Here is a 17,500-nt window from a genome sequence, read left to right as displayed (position 1 = left end):
GTTGTTTTTCATTTATTATGTTAATCCATCATCATTTAATAAATTTTTACATTAGGAAAGATATAAACAACAAATTGTAATTAGGCAACGTTTCAAATCACAAATTGATAACATTTCAGCGAGATACAGAATATATTTCAGGGGTATATTTCAGAAAGTTAGCGGGGCTTAATTTCGGGCATAAGTGAATTAATTGAAAATGAAATAGTCAGGGCTGAACTGTAAAGAAATTTACAATGTATAATATATTAGAAAAACCTAATTTATATTACCCCTGTATCACCCCTTATTTATTTACCTCTGAAATAATTGTTTTTCTATATAACTATCCTGCTTAACCAGTCGGTTAAAAAACAGGCAAATGATTGAAAGTAAAAACGTTGCGGATATGGACTGGCATGTCGCGGTGAAAGTTTGCTATACTCCTTCTCACACTTTTGGGGCTGATTCTGGATTCGACGGGATTCGCGAAACCCAAGGTGCATGCCGAGGGGCGGTTGGCCTCGTAAAAAGCCGCAAAAAAATAGTCGCAAACGACGAAAACTACGCTTTAGCAGCTTAATAACCTGCTTAGAGCCCTCTCTCCCTAGCCTCCGCTCTTAGGACGGGGATCAAGAGAGGTCAAACCCAAAAGAGATCGCGCGGATGCCCTGCCTGGGGTTGAAGTGCTAAAACTAATCAGGCTAGTCTGTCAGTGGCGTGTCCTTCCGCAGCTGGCCGGCGAATGTAAAGACGGACTAAGCATGTAGTACCGAGGATGTAGGAATTTCGGACGCGGGTTCAACTCCCGCCAGCTCCACCAATTAAAACAAGGGGTTACGTGAAAACGTAGCCCCTTTTTCTTTGTCGATGGCGGCAAAATGGCGACAAGAACTTACTAACTCGTCCGGCGCGCCCATTCCCTCATCGCTTGGTTTTGGTTAAGCCTAACACGCGTATTTCATAAAAAATCATGATTGAGCTAAATTCATGATGACTTTTTACATTTTTTCTATCGGCGAGCATTGCTCTGACTATCTGGTGACACAGCAAAACAAACTCATAGAGGCCTTGTATCCGTATAGTTTGCTAAAAGAAAGATCGCCAACTAGTGCATAAGTGGCTATTGATGAAACTCATTCGTGTCCGTATTTGATAGTTCTAGCCACTTCACCCAAGGTGTCGGATCGCCTTAGAATAGGGGGCGATCTCATAACGTTCAGCTGAGTATCATACTCATCTCAAAATTCGTGATAAAAAATCATGTTTACTTATCTTACTTAGGTAGAGTTAACTCATAACCATACGACTTATTATACTTAAAAGAGGTGCATTATGCTGACAGCAATAACCAAGGGACAGGGCTTTAATCCAACAGAAAAGCGATTAATAGAACTAGCAAACAATGCATTCATAGGCTTATGGTCTTACCCGAATGTTTATAGTGACGAAGGGTATTCCAAAAACCAGTCTGGCAAAGAAGTTTGTGATTTGTTAGTGGTTTTTGAAAATAATATAATCATCTTCTCTGATAAGGACATTAAATTTCACGATGGGATTGATGTTTCTATCGCATGGAAAAGATGGTTCAAAAGATCTGTATCCGAATCTGCTGATCAATTATATGGTGCTGAAAAATTCGTAAAAGAACATAGTGATCGTTTATTTCTCGACAAGAAGTGTAGAATACCCTTCCCAATAAAAACACGTGAAGACATGCGATTTTTTCTTGTTGCAGTAACCAACAATAGTTCAATACCCGCATCCAAATACTTTGAACGTATAGCTAAGGGTAGCTCTGGTACATTTATAAATGCTTTCTCGTTTGGATTAAAAGAAAGCATGGCTCAACCTTTTACAATTGGCGATTTGTATCCAAATAAAACATTTATCCATGTTGTAGATGAATTATCCTTGAAGCTTTTGCTAACCGAATTGGATACAATTAATGATTTTATAGCTTATTTAAAAGAGAAGGAACGTGTAGTTCGCTCTGGTTATCTGGGGTTAAGCCCAGGAGAAGATGACACCCTTGGAGCTTACTTGAGCGGGCATGGTCTAATAGTAGATGAAAAAACGATTCCGGAGAATACATTTGTACAAATAGCAGAACACGAATGGGAATCGTTAAAAAAATCGCCCATTTATAGTTACTATAAAGCTTTAAAAAAAGGGAGTCGTTTTTGGGATGAAACAATACAGCGTTTTTCTGACTCTATTCTTACAGCTACTGTAGGACTTGGACTCGAAAATAGCTTTCTCAGCCATGAGGAAACTGTAAGACAGCTTGCAGCAGAAAATAGGGTGTCGAGATACTATCTTTCCAAATACTTTTTAGAAAAATTCAAACAAGTTCCTACTGACAGAAGAAGCTCAAGGATTGTTGAGTCACTTGAAGACAAAGGGAAGTTTTTTATATTTCTTTTCTTCCCACGTGATAAAGACTTATCTTATGAACAATACAGATGGGAGCGATTATCGTGCATTCAAATGTATGCTTTGACAGCGAAGTATCAAAAAAGTGAAATTAAAAAATTAATAATCATTGCCACAGAAAGCAAGGACTCGGAAGGACGCTCAGAAGATGTTGTTTATTGCAGATTTGATCAACCTTTAACAAAAGATGAGAGAGTTCTGGCAAAATCAGCAATGAAGGAATATAGAGTTCTTACTGACTTCATCAATACGCCAATAGCAGCTATGCCTTCAACTCCGATAGCTAGGGCTGAGAAAAAAGTTGGCAGAAATGATCCGTGCTACTGTGGCTCTGGTAAAAAATTTAAAAAATGCCATGGATAGAAATCAATTTATGGATTTTTTAAGAAGAGACTTATTGATAATGGGAAGGGGCCAGGTTAAACGTAACCCCTTTAGCCTGTTTATCGTTTCGAAATTCGGATGCTTTTACGCTTCGCCTTTCAGCACATCGATTAACCAAGCGATCAGATAGGCCAGGATAAAGAATCCTACAAATCCAGCTAACTTATACCAGCCATCCAAAACAAACAGGCTACCGAAAGCTGCAAAAGAACAGAGACAGGTCGATATTCCTTCAACCAAACTGGCAGATTGAAGCCCGATGAATTTGCAAAACTTAGCGGGAGAGGATTTTGCAGATTTCATTCTCAATTCCTTTGCACTGGATCGGATGGCTGTGGATGTAAATCAGGTAAGGTTCCAATTCTTTTTCAGCAAGAAAGTAGACCATATCCAGATTCATGGGTGACACTTTGTAATATGTCTCTGGATAACTGGACTGCATCCGACGCGACGCTCTTGCTGATTCCTCAATCAGCCCCTGGATCATTATGATGTTGAAAGTAAAAGCAGAACCGACACGCACCAGTCGCTGAGTAATCTTTTTCATGCGCACACGCTGGATTATCATTTCTGCAATTTTCTGGGTTATAAAAGCCTGAGCGCCTACCCGGCTCCCCATTTTCGCATCAGCATAATGCAGCTTGTCATTAATGGCCTGTTTGCCTTGTTCGTCTAACTTCTTATAAAAATCCGTTATCACCGTGGAGACAAGCTGTCTGAGCGGTGACTCGCTTGTTGCCATACTTTTGAGCACAAGAAAAAAACGCTCGGTTTCAATCTCATTGCGTGCTCGAGTCTGGCGGTCAATAAGACCCAGCGAATCCCACGTTCTTACCCCTGATAAATAAGCACTCTCAGGAATTGAAGCCAGGCCATCGAGAATGCCCCTCGCTATCATTTTTGCATCCATAAAATCCATCTCACGAAATATGCGAAGATGAAAGGTTAATCAAATCTGATCAGGGTGACCACCCTCAGCGGCAATGTTTTAAGATGATTCCGAGTTTAGAAATCAGCCTCGCCAGATATTTACCATGCACAAACGCGACATTTTTTCCCAGTGCTCAAAAGCATTTATCCACGCCGCAGACTCATCAGGGAAGGTTTTACCAGCAACGGGCAACCACTCACGCGTACCGCCAGTGATATCCAGATAGCGCACGTCCCAGCCTTCAGGATGTGGCCGGATAACATAGCGCTGATCCGGCAGATAGAAAGACGTATAAAAAGCGTCTTTGGTTAGTTCCTCGCCTTCATCAAGAAAAACGAAAACCGCGCCACATATGGAAACCCGCCTCATTTTGTCGTCCTCCGCAAAACCAGAATACTGTATATAAAAACAGTATAACAAAGTAAAAAATTTTCAGTCCACGCAAAATTACAAATGCGCCTGCACCGCCCGCCGTTACTGACGTAGCGGCTTAGTGGTGAATTTTCCTTGCCCGCACATAGCGATCCTTTCCGATGACAAAAAACAGAAATAGTTAATTAAAAACAGATAGTTAATATTTTTCCGCGATCCTCTTTCGATCCTGAAAACTGAAAACCACTGAAATTCTTTTCAATCTTTTCAGTTCTGGTTCTCCGACAGAACGCCAGTAGCGGCGCGGGCTGGCGATATGGTTTGTAGAAAAATAAAACTGAAAAATTTTATCGATCCAAAAACCGCAGGCGGGTGCGGTGTAGTGCCGTTTTTGTCTGCGACACATTTATTTTGTCGGCGTGCGGCTGCGCCTGCGTAACGGTGCTGACGTGATCGGTTTAAGGGGTTGCGTGATGACAGGATGATGAGCCATGCGCTCACAGCGCGTTGTGTGGCTTCTGGCGCGAGGGTATAAAAAAGCCCGCATTGTGCGGGCTGAGATCAGGCGATTATCTTCTGGTATTTGCTGCGGGTCTGCCCCGCTCTGGCGGCCACCTGCGTAAAGGCGCTCGCACTGGCCGGTGCACCGGTGCCGGGGTGGGTATGGCTGGCACACTGCTGCGCCAGCTCTGCCAGCAAATCGATGGTGTCCAGCATCATGGCCAGCGCATTAATGCTTTCGCTGCCGATATGCACGGTTGTCCCCATCAGCTGCTGACCGCCGGCGGCCACGGATTTGCGCAGCGCGGCAATCTTTTCAGTCAGTGCGCCGCTGGTTTCAATGCTGATCCCGCCGGTCACTTTCGTTGACTGTTTCCCGGCAATCTCCGTTTCGGCATCGCCTGCCACACTCGCCACGTATTTCCCGCCGGTGGCCATCGCATAATCGCCGCTGGTCACATGCTGGATATGCCCGGCCATCAGGGTGGCCGTTCCCAGCACAGTGGTTTTGTCCGTGGCTTTAATGGTAGTTTCACGCGTCACCATTTCGCGGGTTTCAGTATCGGCCTGAACGTGTCGTGACATGGATGTTTCGCGGATTGACTGATCCGTCTGTCGCTCCCAGTCACCGCCCTGCGTCACCCGCTGCGATACCTCGGCGCGCTGCTGTTGCAGCTGTTCGCCGGGCTTCACATCCGGCAGGCTTGTGCCCTCCGGCACGGTCTGGCGCACAAAGGGCTTATCCGGCCTGCCGCCGGTGAAGGCCACCTCAACCAGCGTCCCTTCGGGCGGAAACTGGAACATGCCCGAATCATTCCCGGCCATTGGCACGGGCAGCGGCACGGCAGAATAAACAGGCGTACCGCTGTCGGGCTTGCCGTCTGCGTCAAGCAGCTGCACATCGACGGCATAACGTGGCCGGAACGGATCGGCAAAATTCCCACTGCTGGCCGGTTCACTCGCGGCCATCACCCGCGCAAACTTTGGCAGGTGCATACCGCTGGCCAGCTCCGGGAAATGGCTTTCTATCTGCCGCTGTGCCGGTGTTTTTTGCAGGGGCGCGCCGGTGGCTCTGTCGCGCGGCGTCCAGGTGATAACCATCGTGTCGCCGGTGAGACTGACTTTCGTCACCCGCTCGCCGTTCATCTCAACACCGGGGCGCATTGTCTGGATCATCGGCAGCGTCATGCTGTTGCCCCCTGCCGCTGCCTGGCTGAACTCATGCGGGATATCCACCGGGCGCGCAGCAAAGAGGGACTTTTCTGCCCCGCCGGTGTAAAGCGAGCCATCCGGCAGCTGATACCAGATATAATCCGCCACGCCAAAGGCCTTGCCCAGATTATTCAGCAGCTGGAACCCGGTGCCTGAATGCGTGAAATGGGGCACGGGCTTGTTACTGTACCCTGCATCCGGCACGGCCACCGTCAGGCCGCTGTTTTCCGTCAGCCAGGCGGTAATATCGCGCAGGGTGGGGTGCTGGAAAGAGCACGGCCACAGCTTTTCAAACACCCCGGACAGCTCGCGCACAAACAGGCGTGAAAAGCCCTTTTCCGCAGGCTGGGAGCGCTCCACATAGCCGGTAAACCAGCGAAACAGCGACTCACCGTAGCCAATATCGAGACGTACCATTTTGCCGGTGTAATCCTGCTCCGTTGCGGCAGTGATGAAACCGCGCCCGCAGTTGCTCAGCTCCAGCACGATATTCACATCAGCGGCATGCACTTCGTCACCGGACAGGTGAAGACGTTTTACAGGTTTCATACTCACCCCAGCGCATCATTCACCGGTTTCAGCACCTTGCGCTCAAACCACGTCATTTGTTCTGCATCCTCTCCGGCCTCTGCCGCCCCGCCAGCTGCGCCGGGCTTCTGTGCCTTACTGGTTTTGCGGCTGTTTACTGCGGCCTCTTTTTTCTCCGCCACGCTGATATGCTCGCTCAGGGTAAACGTGATCGCCCAGGACATACGCCCGTCCTGCTGCGGGGCATCGATGGTGCCGCTGAATGAGGCTTCACGCAGATTAACCGCCCGTGCAACGCTGTTGGCCACACGATACACCATGCGTTTTCCGCCGGAATCGGTGGCGTTGGCCAGCTGGAAAAGCCGGGTCAGCACGGCCACATCTTTAAAGGCTATTTCGCCGTTAATACGCAGTTCTTTCCCCTTCGCGCCCTGCTCCGATTTACTGGTCGCACTGGTCTGCCCGGACTGGTCTTTGTCCGGGAACTGCTGGCTCACAGTCACACGGATGCCTTTCAGGGGGATGGCTTCGCCGTTAAGCGCCAGTGTGGTTGTCGTCGTCATGGATCATCTCCCTGATACTGCTTAAATCAGCACCGGCGAGCATCAGCGCGGCGGTGTATACGGATGAAAGCGCCGGAATCCCGTCAGCCAGCTGGCGCACGATTTCCGCCGCGTTGCCACGGGCAGTAAATACCCACGCCCGTGCGCTTTTCCCGGCCACCCCGCCCGCGCCGGTCGCAATATCGGCCAGCATACCGGCGCGCCGGGCGCTAAAGCCGGTAAGCGCAGCCTTGAGCGCTGTCATATTCAGACCGCCTGCTGCGCCCGCCTGCGCAATCGCACCCGCACTGCTGACGGTTCTGGCCGTGGGAACGGACAGCGGCAGGGCTGCGGGCAGACCGTTCATCGCCCTGGCGGGCTTCTGCATTTTCACGGTGGCCAGCTCCGCCGCCGAACGCGCAAGGCGACTGACCTGTGTGAACGCCGGGGCGGGAAAAACGGCCGTCAGCGGATCGAGACTTGCCATAAATTCATCATGCGTCGCGCCGGTGGCCATCATGATCACCACCTCTGTTTCGCCGGTCACGCCGGATAATTTTTCCGCCAGCCACGAAACGGCATTGGCCGGGCTCAGATACGCCCCGTTATCCGTCTGCTGCCCCAGCCCGTACACCCACGGGTGTGCGGCCACAATGGAACAGCTCAGCGCCGGAAACTGGCCGGGAAAAGCCAGCGTTGCTTTACGCCACATCCGCAGGCACCTCCGGCCAGACCGGTGCGGTCACGTCCACGCGGTTCAGTAACACACGATAGGTTTTGAGCGCCTGGAGTGACTCGCTTTCTTCCTCAGTCGCGATACCCAGCTCCACCGCATCCAGTAGCGGGGTGATGGCGGCGTTGACGCTGCTAAGGAGTTTTTGCTTTTTCTCTGTCGCCAGCTGGATCAGATCATCTTTTTCTGGCGGCGGAATATCCGCCCAGGCTGGCAGACCTTTTTTTCCGGGAATACGCATTTTTCCTTCAGGCGGGACGCCACCGGCAAATTCAGCCCAGATTTCATCAGCAACCTCTTTTGCATCCTCAAAGAAAGTGCCTGCATCGATATAATCCTGTTTCAGGGCTTCAGGAATAAACGTGTTATGTTTTGCGCTGTAGTAATACATGGTTAATACCCCGTCGCCATCCAGTAAGAACCACCCTTATCAAAGCCGATTGCAGCCCCCGTTCGGGTAACTGATCCTCTTCTTACGGATGAGAAGTTGATCGAAGAGTCTCCACCGTCCCCGGTGATGCAGACCTGAACATTCACGCATGCACGGGGGAAAGCGATCGGGAAAGTGACATTTGCATAACCAGCCCATCCCGGCGCGATAAAACCCCACTGGGTAATAAGTCCGGTACTGATATCCTTAAACCAGCCATTAGCATCCAGACCCGCAGTATTTTGTAACTGATACCGGGCGTCAAAATGGCTGTAGTCGTTTAACGAGAGGCGGTTTATATGCACGTTGCCGGTAGCGTTGTTGACTGTGAAAGGACGCAGACTATTGTAACTGCCGTACGGGTTTCCCTTATCCGTCAGAAGCAGGTAGGTATTTACGTTATCCTGCCGCCAGAATGCACCATAATCACCATAAGCCATGCGAACGACATCAGGATTTGTCGAAACGATTTCAGCGTTAACAATGAGCGGAGCGCCGTTCCTGGTTAACAACTCAAGCCCGCCGCCAGCCCTCAACACCAGGCCATTATTTCCGCCTTTGTAATTGATAAAGGATGCATCGTTCGACCCTGCCGCCCCTTTCCCGATATACCACTGATTTGAGGAAGACGAATCGCGGGAAACTATATAACTGGCAGCGCCTGCTGAAGGTGCGGTGATGGATAAAGCATCGCTGTCTTCAAAAATGGCCAGCCGCCCGGTCATCGTGTCGCCACTCTTCGCAACCGCACCAACATTAGACGCCGTTGGCATGTTCCTCGTATTGAAATCACGTCGCCACCCAGGCAGGTAGCCGCTGCCATTGTCGATGTAGGTGAACTGCGAATTGCGGGTTGCATTTGTTCCGGCACCCACCGTGGTTGTCGTGGTCACACGGATCGTCATGGCCGAACGGTAGCCCATAACCTCTACCACTGCGCCTGCAAGATGGATATCACCGCACCCAGTGTCGGTAATGATTTTGTTCTCTGCATAGATCCATGATCCCCGACACATCCAGTACGGGTGATTAAAAGCGCCCTGACTTTCCAGCCATGTAATGAACTCGCCAGTTGTCCAGTGATTAGCGTCGCCACCAATTGAAATTGCAGGCGAGTGGGCACACGCTGCACCGATAGTCCGGGCAAATAGCCGTTTATCGGGAATATCTGCTCCGTTCTGGTTTTTTTTCAGGCCGGCTTCGGCGTTATCAAAAGCCACTTTCACCGCTGCGGGCGTCGCCGCCATAGCCTGACTGGTGCTGTTTGTGGCGCTGGAAAGCATGACAAAACCTTTCTCCGTCAGCGTTGCATCAGGATGATTGCGGGATTGCTCATGCAGCCGTAAGGCATTATCAGCGTCGCGCGCGCTCACGGTTCCCTTCGGGCGCAGGTCGGTAATGTTTCCGGCCGCATCAATACTCGCCAGCGCGAAGACATAATGCTGCACCCCGTCCTGCACGTAATCCGCGAGGTTTGCGGCCACCGTAATGTTGCTTTGTACCGTCCAGGCACTGGTCAGGGTTCCCGTCCAGCACACATCCAGCCAGACGTTAACGGGCTTGGCGCTAAGAGTAATATTCTGGTTAGCGGCCAGCTGTGCGCGCAGCCCGGCCACGTATCCCGCGCCCTGGGTAACAAAGTATTGTGTGCCGGTTCGCCCGACCAGCCAGCCGTCACCAAAGAATGCCGCCATGCCATAGATATCAATATTTTCCAGGCGCTGGCGCTCATCCATCCCGGCCATGCGGGCGGTAAAGTCGATCTGCCATGTTTCAGCAGGCGTGTTAATACCGGTTTCAGCCTGCGCACCGGTGAACTCCATCAGAAACGAGCGGGTCAGCACATTACCCTGCTGACCTGCGGCCGTTTTCAGCTTCTGCTGCGCCGGGGCATGCACCACCATGGCAAGGATGCCACTGGCTTTATTAACAAGCCCGATCCAGTTGAAGGTGAAATTACCCACATCAGCGCCCAGCACCACTGAAAAGGCCACGGCATTAGCACTGACCACACCGGTGCGCGACACGGCCTGGCGGTGAACAATCTGCGATGCGGGCGGCAGCGTCTCCGCACGGTTTACAGGCAACGAGGGATCGAGGCCGGGTACGTTCGCGAAAACGAATTCATCCAGCACAACAGGCTCACTGCTGATGGTCTGCCTGGCTTTCCATTGCTCGAATGCCGTAGTGATAGCTGTCTGTGACATTTTTTACTGCTCCTTACAGGCTGGCGCTGAACGTCGCGCCGCTGACCGAACCGGCCAGGCTGGCCGGATAACAAATGTATTCCCCCTGATCCCAGCCAGCACGGATGGCCAGCTTTTCGGAGGTGATGACTTCAAACTGATAACGGCGGCAGGTTCTGCCGTACTGCTGGATTATCTGCACAAGCAGCTGCGTATTACTGGCTATCTGGCCATCGGTGAGACGTAACGTGATAATGTCCCAGTCAATCCCTGGTTGCCGTTCAAGCACTTCAACAAGCCCGATCCCCAGTCGCTGAAAGATTCTTATAAACCCCTCAACGGAACCGGCATCCGCCGCATTGATAAAGGCATACGCCACCCGCTTACGGAACAGCGTCAGCGGCTCCCCGTCGAAGCGGGAAATGTCCCGGTCATAGGCAATCAGGGTAAGCAGTGGCTCAGCGCAGGTGAGCGGATCGAACTGACTCACCGGCCACGTCACCCAGCCATAAACGGCCTGCCAGAATGTGCGCGCGGCGCGCAGCAGCTTCTGCGGCTCACCGTTATCCATCCAGAACGGCAGCGCGAGCGCCGCCAGCTTTTTCATAAACTCAGGCATTAGTGACACTCACGGTTAAGGATTGCAGGCGCGGCACGCTCAGCTCACTGACAATATCCGGGAGTGAAAAGGCCACCGAATCGGCCAGCGGAAAGGCCTGGTGAATTTCCTGCCCCAGTCTGGAGAAACTGAAACGCGCATAAGGCCATGTTTTTTCGACGCTGAAATCGGCGTTTTCACGAAAGGCGCAGCGGATCATGTTTTCCACGCCGGTTTTCAGACTGCTGCGCGCATCCTCACTGACGCTCGCAAGGTTTCGCACATACACCGTGACGGTCAGCGCATGCCGCGTTTCCGGCATGGGAAAGCACTGCATGTCATCGCCATGGCCGTGATGCCCCTGCGTGGTGATGTAGTCGTTGACGGTTGCCACAAACGGATCGGATGCCACGCCGGTATCAAGCAGAAGATAGGCATTCGCCGTGCCTGGCCCCCGTGGTGCGTCATGCTTAAAGAAGACGCGGTCTATGCTCAGCCCGGCCACGCCTGCAATCATCGACCGGTATACGGCGTCAGTGTGATAATTGCCGACCAGATTGAACTGGTTTCGGCAGCGCTCGCGCAGCTCATCATCGCTCTCTTCATCCGCGCCCGGCGTCGTCAGCCAGTCCTCTTCGTTGACCGCGTGGCTGATACCGTCCACGGCCACCGGCAGAATGCGGTAATACCCCGGCGCAAGGTTATAGGCACCGCCCGGCGCACTGGCTTTCACCGGGATAAGCGCAGCGGGCTTGTCGGCCGTGATGGTGAAATCGTCCAACGTGGTCAGCACGTAAATCACGCCGTTAATGCGCTCGGTCTGGATAAGCGTTCCCGCCCTCACCGTGACCACCGCCATGGCATCCGTTTTATAAAAGCGGATCATCCCCAGCGCAGCGCTGGCGGGTTTTGGCGTGACATTCACCGCCCAGGCGAGCAGCCGCAGCATTTCCCCTGATGCAGTGGCCACAAACATGCTGGCCAGCACCGTATTTACCAGCACATCCTTAAGCCACAGCACCGGCGTGGTCACAATGGCGGTGATTAACCGCCAGAACGGGGACATGCGCGAGGTATTGGTGATAATGCCCTCGTCGGCGACGATATGGTTAAAGCGGGTACGTAGCGCCTCAGCCGTCACCGGCATGCCGGACTGCTTCACCACCTCTTCAAAATCAACCTGCGGCTTATTTGTCATAGCTCCACCCTGGTAGAAATTGCCCCGAACTCCCACGTGCCCGCCGTGATCCAGAGGCGCTTAAGGTTTTCCTCTGTGATGACCACCGTTCCCGGCTCTATACGCTCATCACTTTCGATCAGCAGCTCCAGACGCGTAAGAATGTCGCCGCGCAGGGTCGGGCTGCGCTCGGCGATAAGCTCAGTCGCCAGACCGCTTTCTAAAATGGCGTGAACAATGTCCTGCCCGATGCTTTTACTGTTATTGCAGAGTGTCGGCTCATTCCCCGGATTTAAAACAAAGTCCCGGCCATTAATCAGTAAATCAATATATAAAAGGTCACTCATGCATGTAGCTCCTGCCATTCCGCAAGCTGTCCCGGCGTCAGCGGTTGCTGGGTATTAATATTCAGGGTGCCGATTTTCTGGCTGCGGTCTGTCACGGTACTGGTATTAGCAGAGATTGTTTTGCTGAGCCCGCCTTTATCAATATCGGTTAAGCGCCCGCCGGTGGATAATGTATTTTGTGTCACTGTTGGCGCAGGTATTTCCTGCGCACTCACCGGCACAGCATTAATTGCCGTTTCCGCCGCAAGCGAAATATCAACACCGGGAATTTTATTTAGTTTTTCAACTATCCAGTTCCACGATTTAAGAAACCCGCCTTTAATCGTGTCCCAGATATTATCGAACAACCCCATAATGCCGGAGGCCATATTCCCCAGCGACTCTAACGGGGAAAAACCGGACAGTAAGGCCGTAAATTTATTCCATCCCTCGCTGATGTATTCCCACGCGCCCGTAAAGACTTCGGCCAGCCACGAAATATATTTCTCAACCAGCTTAAACGCCGTGGTGTTCATCACTGCCGCTTTCACGTCGTCCCAGTGCTTAATCAGCATGTAACAACCGATGGCCAGCAGGGCAATCGCACCGATGATCAGCAGAATCGGCCAGCTCATAAAGTTGATGGCCGCACCGGTCAGCACCGACGCAATACGAACCGCCAGCAACACCCCACGCAGCGCAGAGAGTGTGGCGGCGTAAGCCGCCGTTGCGCCCCGGACAAGCCACATGACGGCGATATGTACTTTCGTGACCGCCATGACGGCGGACATAATGCCCCGCAGGCCGCTCATGATAAAAAATGACACGCCCATAACGATATTGGCGAGCGCCCCGGCACCGGCCAGGCTCATAACGGCCAGTGCGGCATACCCCACCACGCGCGCGATATTGGGAAACATCTCCATCCATCTGGCGAACGTGGCACCCATATCCGCCAGACGGTTCAGCAGCGGATAGAGAACCGGGATCAGCGTCAGGCCAATGACGGTCTGGATCGCGGTAAGGATGGCCATAAAGCGATCCCACGGTTTAACCATCTTCGCGGCCATCTCCTGGGTACGCTTCAGCCCGTCCGACCCGCCCAGTTCGGTGATGTTGCGCTGCATCAGCGCCACGTTCCCGTAAAGCTGTTTCACCACGGCCGAACTGTCACCAAAGGCATCATCCAGCTCTTTCTGTGCTTTCAGGTTCCCTTCGAGGCTCTTGCCGTATTTGCCCTGTAATTTTTCCAGCATGGCGGGCATGGACAGGAGATTGCCGTTGGCATCCTCGAACGACAACCCCAGCTTTTTCGCCCCGTCCACTGCCCCGGTGATAAAGCTCTCATACGCCCCGCTGGCCTCGGTGCCCAGCGTCCGGCTCAGTTGCCCCAGCACGGCCAGCTGCTCATCGAGGCCGATATTGAAGTTCGTCCCGACGCCGCGCGCGCCTTCGATCAGGTCTTTGACCGTGCCCAGTTCAACGCCAAACTGCTGGCGCATAAAGGCCATTTTGCCCGCCAGCTGCTCGGCGAACTGCACTTTGCCCAGGCGCTCGGCATCACTGCGGAAATTACCGAACATCTGCCCCATAAATTCAGCGGTTTCGGCGGAGGTGGCTTTCATCGCAAAGGCCAGCGTGTTGGCAACTTTCGTCACCTTCGGCAGCTCTGTTGAGGTCAGCCCGGCAATCGCGCCGTTAATTTCTGCCGTGGAATTCACAAACTCCACCGCGCTGGCACCGTATTTCATGCTAAAAAGCGTGGCATCACGGCTGACGGTTTTCAGCGCGTTGTCGTCCACGCCCCGCGCCGATGCCTCCTGAAGCGCGTCATACATTTCAATAGCAGGACTCAGCGCTCCCTTAATGGTCTGCGCCACGCCCCACATCGCCAGTGCGCCCATGCCGATGCGGTTAAAGGCGTCCTTAGACTTATCGGCAAAAGCCGTTACCGATCGCTGCGCCTGCCTTAGCGGGCGCGTTAATCTGTCGATTAGCCTTAATTCAAAATCCAGTTCATTCATCAGGAGCCTTTAAACGCTTTTCCGATGCCATTGCCCACCGCCGCAGACATAAATTCCCAGTGGCGGTTATCCAGCCAGATGGCGGCAGCAATATCATCAATAGTGTCCTCCCCGTGGGGGAGATAATGGCGGCGTAAAATTAAATATTGCGAGAGTCCATTTGATTCAATCGCCTGAACTCGCTGCGTTAGTTTTTTACTTCGATTTCCAGCTCAGGTGCGTAAATCTCATTAATTTTACCAACCAGCTGGAGCGCCGCGCCCGGACGTTTCACAATATCCGTCAGCGCTTCTTTACTTTCTGCTGCGACAATACGGTTCAGATAATTCACCGCCGGGGCGACCTTATTATCCATCGACATTTCGTTGATGAATTTATTGTATGCCGTGGTATTAGGCGTAAATACCAGCTCAACGCCGCCAATCATTAATTCAATCTTTTCCATTTACTATTGCCTCTCGTTTATTAATTTCATCGACCAGCGTGTTATGACGCGCTGCACAGGTTGTATATAAATTCTGGTAATCCAGTAATGCCCCGGCAATATATGCCCCGGTTACGCCGTTAAGGCGTGGCAGTTTCTCCGGACATTTTGTTTTCAGGTTTTCCTGATAGGACACGTTCGGCGCGATCTGCGGCGTCGTTGTACAGCCGCACAAACTCATCAGACACACAGACGTTAGTAAAAACCGGCTTAACGATTTCATAGCGAATCTCACCTGGCTGATCGGCCTGAAGCGCCGCCAGCTTGTCTTCAAGACTGCGGGCGGAGTCACTGGCAATGCCCCGGAACACATTGCCGGTAGCGGCGGCTGCTTTCTGCACCGCCAGATCGAGGCTGTCACGGTGCCACGTCGCCACGTTCCAGCCCGCCAGAAATGCCAGTGCCAGCCCCGCCAGTACCGCAACTGCCGCCCTGCTCATCAGCGCACCCCGTTATGCTCAAGGCTGAAATGATTACCGTCCGGGCGGGATTTGAAGCGCCCGCCCCAGCAGCCGCCAAGGCTTTCCCAGTATTCCCCTAGGGGGCGGTATGCTTCGGTCTGCGTCTGGTACACGCCATTGATAAACAGGTTAAAGTCCACCGCCAGACGCTGGGTATGCAGACTGTTACTGATGCCGCTGCCCTTTTTCGCATTCAGCGCTGCCTGCTCCGGGGTACGGTATGCCTCGCCAAAGGTCAGGCGATAGCCCTTGCTCTGCGCCCAGTGGATCAGGTCAGCAATCAGCGCCGTAAACAGCTGTTGTTTTTCGCTCAGGGTCATTGTTTTTCTTCCTGTTCGCTCCCCGCCCGGCGGCGGAGATACATTTCAACGGCCTGATAACCGGCAATCCCGAGCCCTGCTCCCAGCCCCTGAATCGCCAGCGGGCTGGCATCGGGGATCTGAATCAGGATGGCACCGGCCACAACGGAAACCAGGCTCCCCAGGATGACGCGACTGACAAACAGGCGCGGCGTGATGGGGTCATTGCTGGCCAGCACTTTGGCAATCGCGATCAGCGCGCCAATAGCCAGCAGCGAATACAAACTTTTTTCATGTTCCTGCATTTTTTCCGTTATCCGATAAGGTTTGCCGTGGCTTCCGCTTCCAGATACGGGATGCCGTCAATGTTGATAAAACGCGGATCAGTCACCTTGAACGGGATTTTTCGCGTTGCCAGTGCGCCGCCCTTCGGATCGATATCCAGAATGTCAGACATGATCATCTTGCAGCCGAAGGCCTCGACTTTGGCCTCTTCATCCCCGGCTTTGGCGTAAAACATAAAATCCTGCGGCGGGATGCCACGCCATGATCCGGCCTGCTGCGCCAGCCCTTTGATAAGGGCGAAATACTTTATACTCAGCTCCAGCTCACCTTCTGCCGCCACATCGCCGTCAACGTAACCATCCGGCACACCGTGCGTCTGTGTGGCGGCGGTGTTGTCGGTAATGGAAAGCGTGATTTTCTCGGCATGCACCTGCGTACCGTTCACCAGAAAATCAAATGACATGCCGCTGATACGCTTACTCATGCGCTGGCCTCCACGGTCTGATCGAGCACAAGACTGATCGAGATTTGCAGCGGCACTTCATACGGACGCAGCACGATATAAATCTCGACGTGTTTTTTGGTTTTCCAGACGATTTTCACGTCGCCATCCTGGGGCGGCTTCACCTCTCCCGGAAACGTCACACCGTTGATTTGCACGGATCGGGACATTTCACGCAGCGGCGCAGCGAAAATGGACTGGTGCGCGGCAATGCTCGCCGGGGTGCTGTTAAGCGAACGGTCGCCAATTTTGCCGATGGCCAGCAGACGCACACGGCGCGCCACCTTGTCAGCAATGCGCAGCGTCTCAATAGACTGATAATCGCCGCCCTCAACATCCAGCGTTCGCCCGTCTGACCAGTAAAGGCCGTCATAGTCGGGATACCACATCGGCACACTGAAACGCTGCGCCTCCAGCGCCTGGAGGGTAGCCACCGTGATGGTGTCGCCCGCGCCGTCCACCGGCATTTCGTCACTGCCGGCACTCAGCAGCGCCCCGGTTTTCACGCGCGCCGGGCTGTCTGCGACGGTAACGGCACGGTTACACAGCCGACCGGCCAGCACACCCGGCTCGTTACCCCACAGGCACGGAACCAGCTGAACCGCCTTTTCTGCGATGCCAGCCTGAAGTGCAGACAGCCGCGCCAGATAATCCGCCTGGCTCTCTTCGGCCTGGAAACCCTCCACGGCCAGCAGGAACCACACCCAGCGCCCGTACTTCGCAATGAGCTCTGCGCGAAGCGTGGCGGCCAGATTGATCGCGGCTTTGTCGCTCACGGCATCACACAACACCACCCCTTCAACGGAGCACGCCAGCTGCGCCGCGTGAACGGCTTTTGCCCAGGCATCCGGCTCCGCGTCATCGGCCAGCACATGCACGAATGCCCACCAGTTCTGCCCGGCGTTCGCGCGCGCCGCCGTGAGATAGTTTTTCAGCGGGCTCGCTGCGCTGCCCAGCAACGCATCAAAATCCGTCTGGGTGTTTACCGCCTGCGTCTTGCCGGTGCCCTTATTACCCCTGCCGATAAACAGTACGCAGCGCTCGACTTCCGTCACTTCGCCCTGCAACTGGTTTACCTGGTTTACGTCCACACTTGGCCAGGTCATGTTT

General features: G+C 53.1%; 20 protein-coding genes and 1 other RNA gene. 2 read left to right on the top strand and 19 right to left on the bottom strand.

Features of this window, described 5'->3' with window-relative positions; genetic code table 11:
• Window positions 1-439: 439 nt before the first annotated feature.
• Together ssrA and ACWPW2_RS19690 are read left to right on the top strand one after the other, a co-directional pair.
• Window positions 440-802: a transfer-messenger RNA gene (gene ssrA / locus ACWPW2_RS19695) on the top strand.
• Window positions 803-1,314: 512 nt separating this feature from the next.
• Window positions 1,315-2,778 (top strand): YecA family protein, encoded by a 1,464-nt coding sequence (locus ACWPW2_RS19690; protein ID WP_454124891.1) that lies wholly within the window; start codon window positions 1,315-1,317, stop codon window positions 2,776-2,778.
• A 105-nt stretch (window positions 2,779-2,883) separates the two neighbouring features.
• Here the strand turns inward: ACWPW2_RS19690 and ACWPW2_RS19685 are convergent, their stop codons facing one another.
• The 19 genes from ACWPW2_RS19685 to ACWPW2_RS19595 form a co-directional block, all read right to left on the bottom strand.
• Entirely contained in the window at window positions 2,884-3,102 is a 219-nt protein-coding gene (locus ACWPW2_RS19685) for a hypothetical protein (RefSeq protein ID WP_454124889.1), read from the bottom strand.
• Complete coding sequence (locus ACWPW2_RS19680) at window positions 3,074-3,709, bottom strand: hypothetical protein (protein ID WP_454124887.1); 636 nt, start codon at window positions 3,707-3,709, stop codon at window positions 3,074-3,076. The genes ACWPW2_RS19685 and ACWPW2_RS19680 overlap by 29 nt, the downstream gene beginning before the upstream one ends.
• 102 nt (window positions 3,710-3,811) lie before the next feature.
• Complete coding sequence (locus ACWPW2_RS19675) at window positions 3,812-4,099, bottom strand: hypothetical protein (protein WP_454124885.1); 288 nt, start codon at window positions 4,097-4,099, stop codon at window positions 3,812-3,814.
• A 564-nt stretch (window positions 4,100-4,663) separates the two neighbouring features.
• Window positions 4,664-6,364: a hypothetical protein gene (locus tag ACWPW2_RS19670; RefSeq protein ID WP_454124883.1), complete on the bottom strand. Its 1,701-nt coding sequence runs from the start codon at window positions 6,362-6,364 to the stop codon at window positions 4,664-4,666.
• 2 nt (window positions 6,365-6,366) lie between these two features.
• Complete coding sequence (locus ACWPW2_RS19665) at window positions 6,367-6,906, bottom strand: baseplate complex protein (protein WP_139567911.1); 540 nt, start codon at window positions 6,904-6,906, stop codon at window positions 6,367-6,369.
• Window positions 6,878-7,597 carry a hypothetical protein gene (locus tag ACWPW2_RS19660; RefSeq protein ID WP_454124881.1) on the bottom strand — a complete coding sequence of 240 codons (720 nt, stop codon included), beginning with the start codon at window positions 7,595-7,597 and terminating at the stop codon, window positions 6,878-6,880. The genes ACWPW2_RS19665 and ACWPW2_RS19660 overlap by 29 nt, the downstream gene beginning before the upstream one ends.
• Window positions 7,587-8,009, bottom strand: a complete 423-nt coding sequence (locus ACWPW2_RS19655; RefSeq protein WP_232045023.1) for a tail fiber assembly protein — start codon at window positions 8,007-8,009, stop codon at window positions 7,587-7,589. The genes ACWPW2_RS19660 and ACWPW2_RS19655 overlap by 11 nt, the downstream gene beginning before the upstream one ends.
• A 2-nt stretch (window positions 8,010-8,011) precedes the next feature.
• Window positions 8,012-10,255, bottom strand: a complete 2,244-nt coding sequence (locus ACWPW2_RS19650) for a phage tail-collar fiber domain-containing protein (protein ID WP_454124879.1) — start codon at window positions 10,253-10,255, stop codon at window positions 8,012-8,014.
• Window positions 10,256-10,268: 13 nt separating this feature from the next.
• A complete protein-coding gene (locus ACWPW2_RS19645; protein WP_454124877.1) occupies window positions 10,269-10,853 on the bottom strand; it encodes a hypothetical protein in 585 nt (194 codons plus the stop codon).
• Complete coding sequence (locus ACWPW2_RS19640) at window positions 10,846-12,030, bottom strand: baseplate J/gp47 family protein (protein WP_454124875.1); 1,185 nt, start codon at window positions 12,028-12,030, stop codon at window positions 10,846-10,848. The genes ACWPW2_RS19645 and ACWPW2_RS19640 overlap by 8 nt, the downstream gene beginning before the upstream one ends.
• Window positions 12,027-12,356 (bottom strand): DUF2590 family protein, encoded by a 330-nt coding sequence (locus ACWPW2_RS19635; RefSeq protein ID WP_433691040.1) that lies wholly within the window; start codon window positions 12,354-12,356, stop codon window positions 12,027-12,029. The genes ACWPW2_RS19640 and ACWPW2_RS19635 overlap by 4 nt, the downstream gene beginning before the upstream one ends.
• A complete protein-coding gene (locus ACWPW2_RS19630; protein ID WP_454124873.1) occupies window positions 12,353-14,359 on the bottom strand; it encodes a phage tail tape measure protein in 2,007 nt (668 codons plus the stop codon). The genes ACWPW2_RS19635 and ACWPW2_RS19630 overlap by 4 nt, the downstream gene beginning before the upstream one ends.
• Window positions 14,359-14,499 carry a DUF6890 family protein gene (locus ACWPW2_RS19625; RefSeq protein ID WP_404882687.1) on the bottom strand — a complete coding sequence of 47 codons (141 nt, stop codon included), beginning with the start codon at window positions 14,497-14,499 and terminating at the stop codon, window positions 14,359-14,361. The genes ACWPW2_RS19630 and ACWPW2_RS19625 overlap by 1 nt, the downstream gene beginning before the upstream one ends.
• Window positions 14,500-14,546: 47 nt before the next feature.
• On the bottom strand, window positions 14,547-14,804 hold the full coding sequence (locus tag ACWPW2_RS19620; RefSeq protein WP_454124871.1) for a putative phage tail assembly chaperone: 258 nt from the start codon (window positions 14,802-14,804) through the stop codon (window positions 14,547-14,549).
• 119 nt (window positions 14,805-14,923) lie between these two features.
• Window positions 14,924-15,283: a hypothetical protein gene (locus ACWPW2_RS19615; protein ID WP_454124869.1), complete on the bottom strand. Its 360-nt coding sequence runs from the start codon at window positions 15,281-15,283 to the stop codon at window positions 14,924-14,926.
• A complete protein-coding gene (locus ACWPW2_RS19610) occupies window positions 15,283-15,624 on the bottom strand; it encodes a M15 family metallopeptidase (protein ID WP_232045030.1) in 342 nt (113 codons plus the stop codon). The genes ACWPW2_RS19615 and ACWPW2_RS19610 overlap by 1 nt, the downstream gene beginning before the upstream one ends.
• The gene (locus ACWPW2_RS19605) at window positions 15,621-15,908 is read right to left on the bottom strand and encodes a phage holin family protein (protein ID WP_139567900.1); all 288 of its coding nucleotides are present in this window, start codon (window positions 15,906-15,908) and stop codon (window positions 15,621-15,623) included. Before ACWPW2_RS19605 ends, ACWPW2_RS19610 begins: the two co-directional genes overlap by 4 nt.
• Window positions 15,909-15,916: 8 nt before the next feature.
• Window positions 15,917-16,372, bottom strand: coding sequence for a phage protein (locus ACWPW2_RS19600; protein WP_139567899.1), 456 nt, complete (start codon window positions 16,370-16,372; stop codon window positions 15,917-15,919).
• Window positions 16,369-17,496, bottom strand: a complete 1,128-nt coding sequence (locus ACWPW2_RS19595) for a DUF2586 domain-containing protein (RefSeq protein WP_454124866.1) — start codon at window positions 17,494-17,496, stop codon at window positions 16,369-16,371. Before ACWPW2_RS19595 ends, ACWPW2_RS19600 begins: the two co-directional genes overlap by 4 nt.
• Window positions 17,497-17,500: the final 4 nt, after the last annotated feature.

The organism is Kosakonia sp. Marseille-Q7440 (assembly GCF_965119485.1).
The sequence above is the reverse complement of the archived record's forward strand: the minus strand, read 5'-3'. Positions and strand labels throughout refer to the sequence as shown.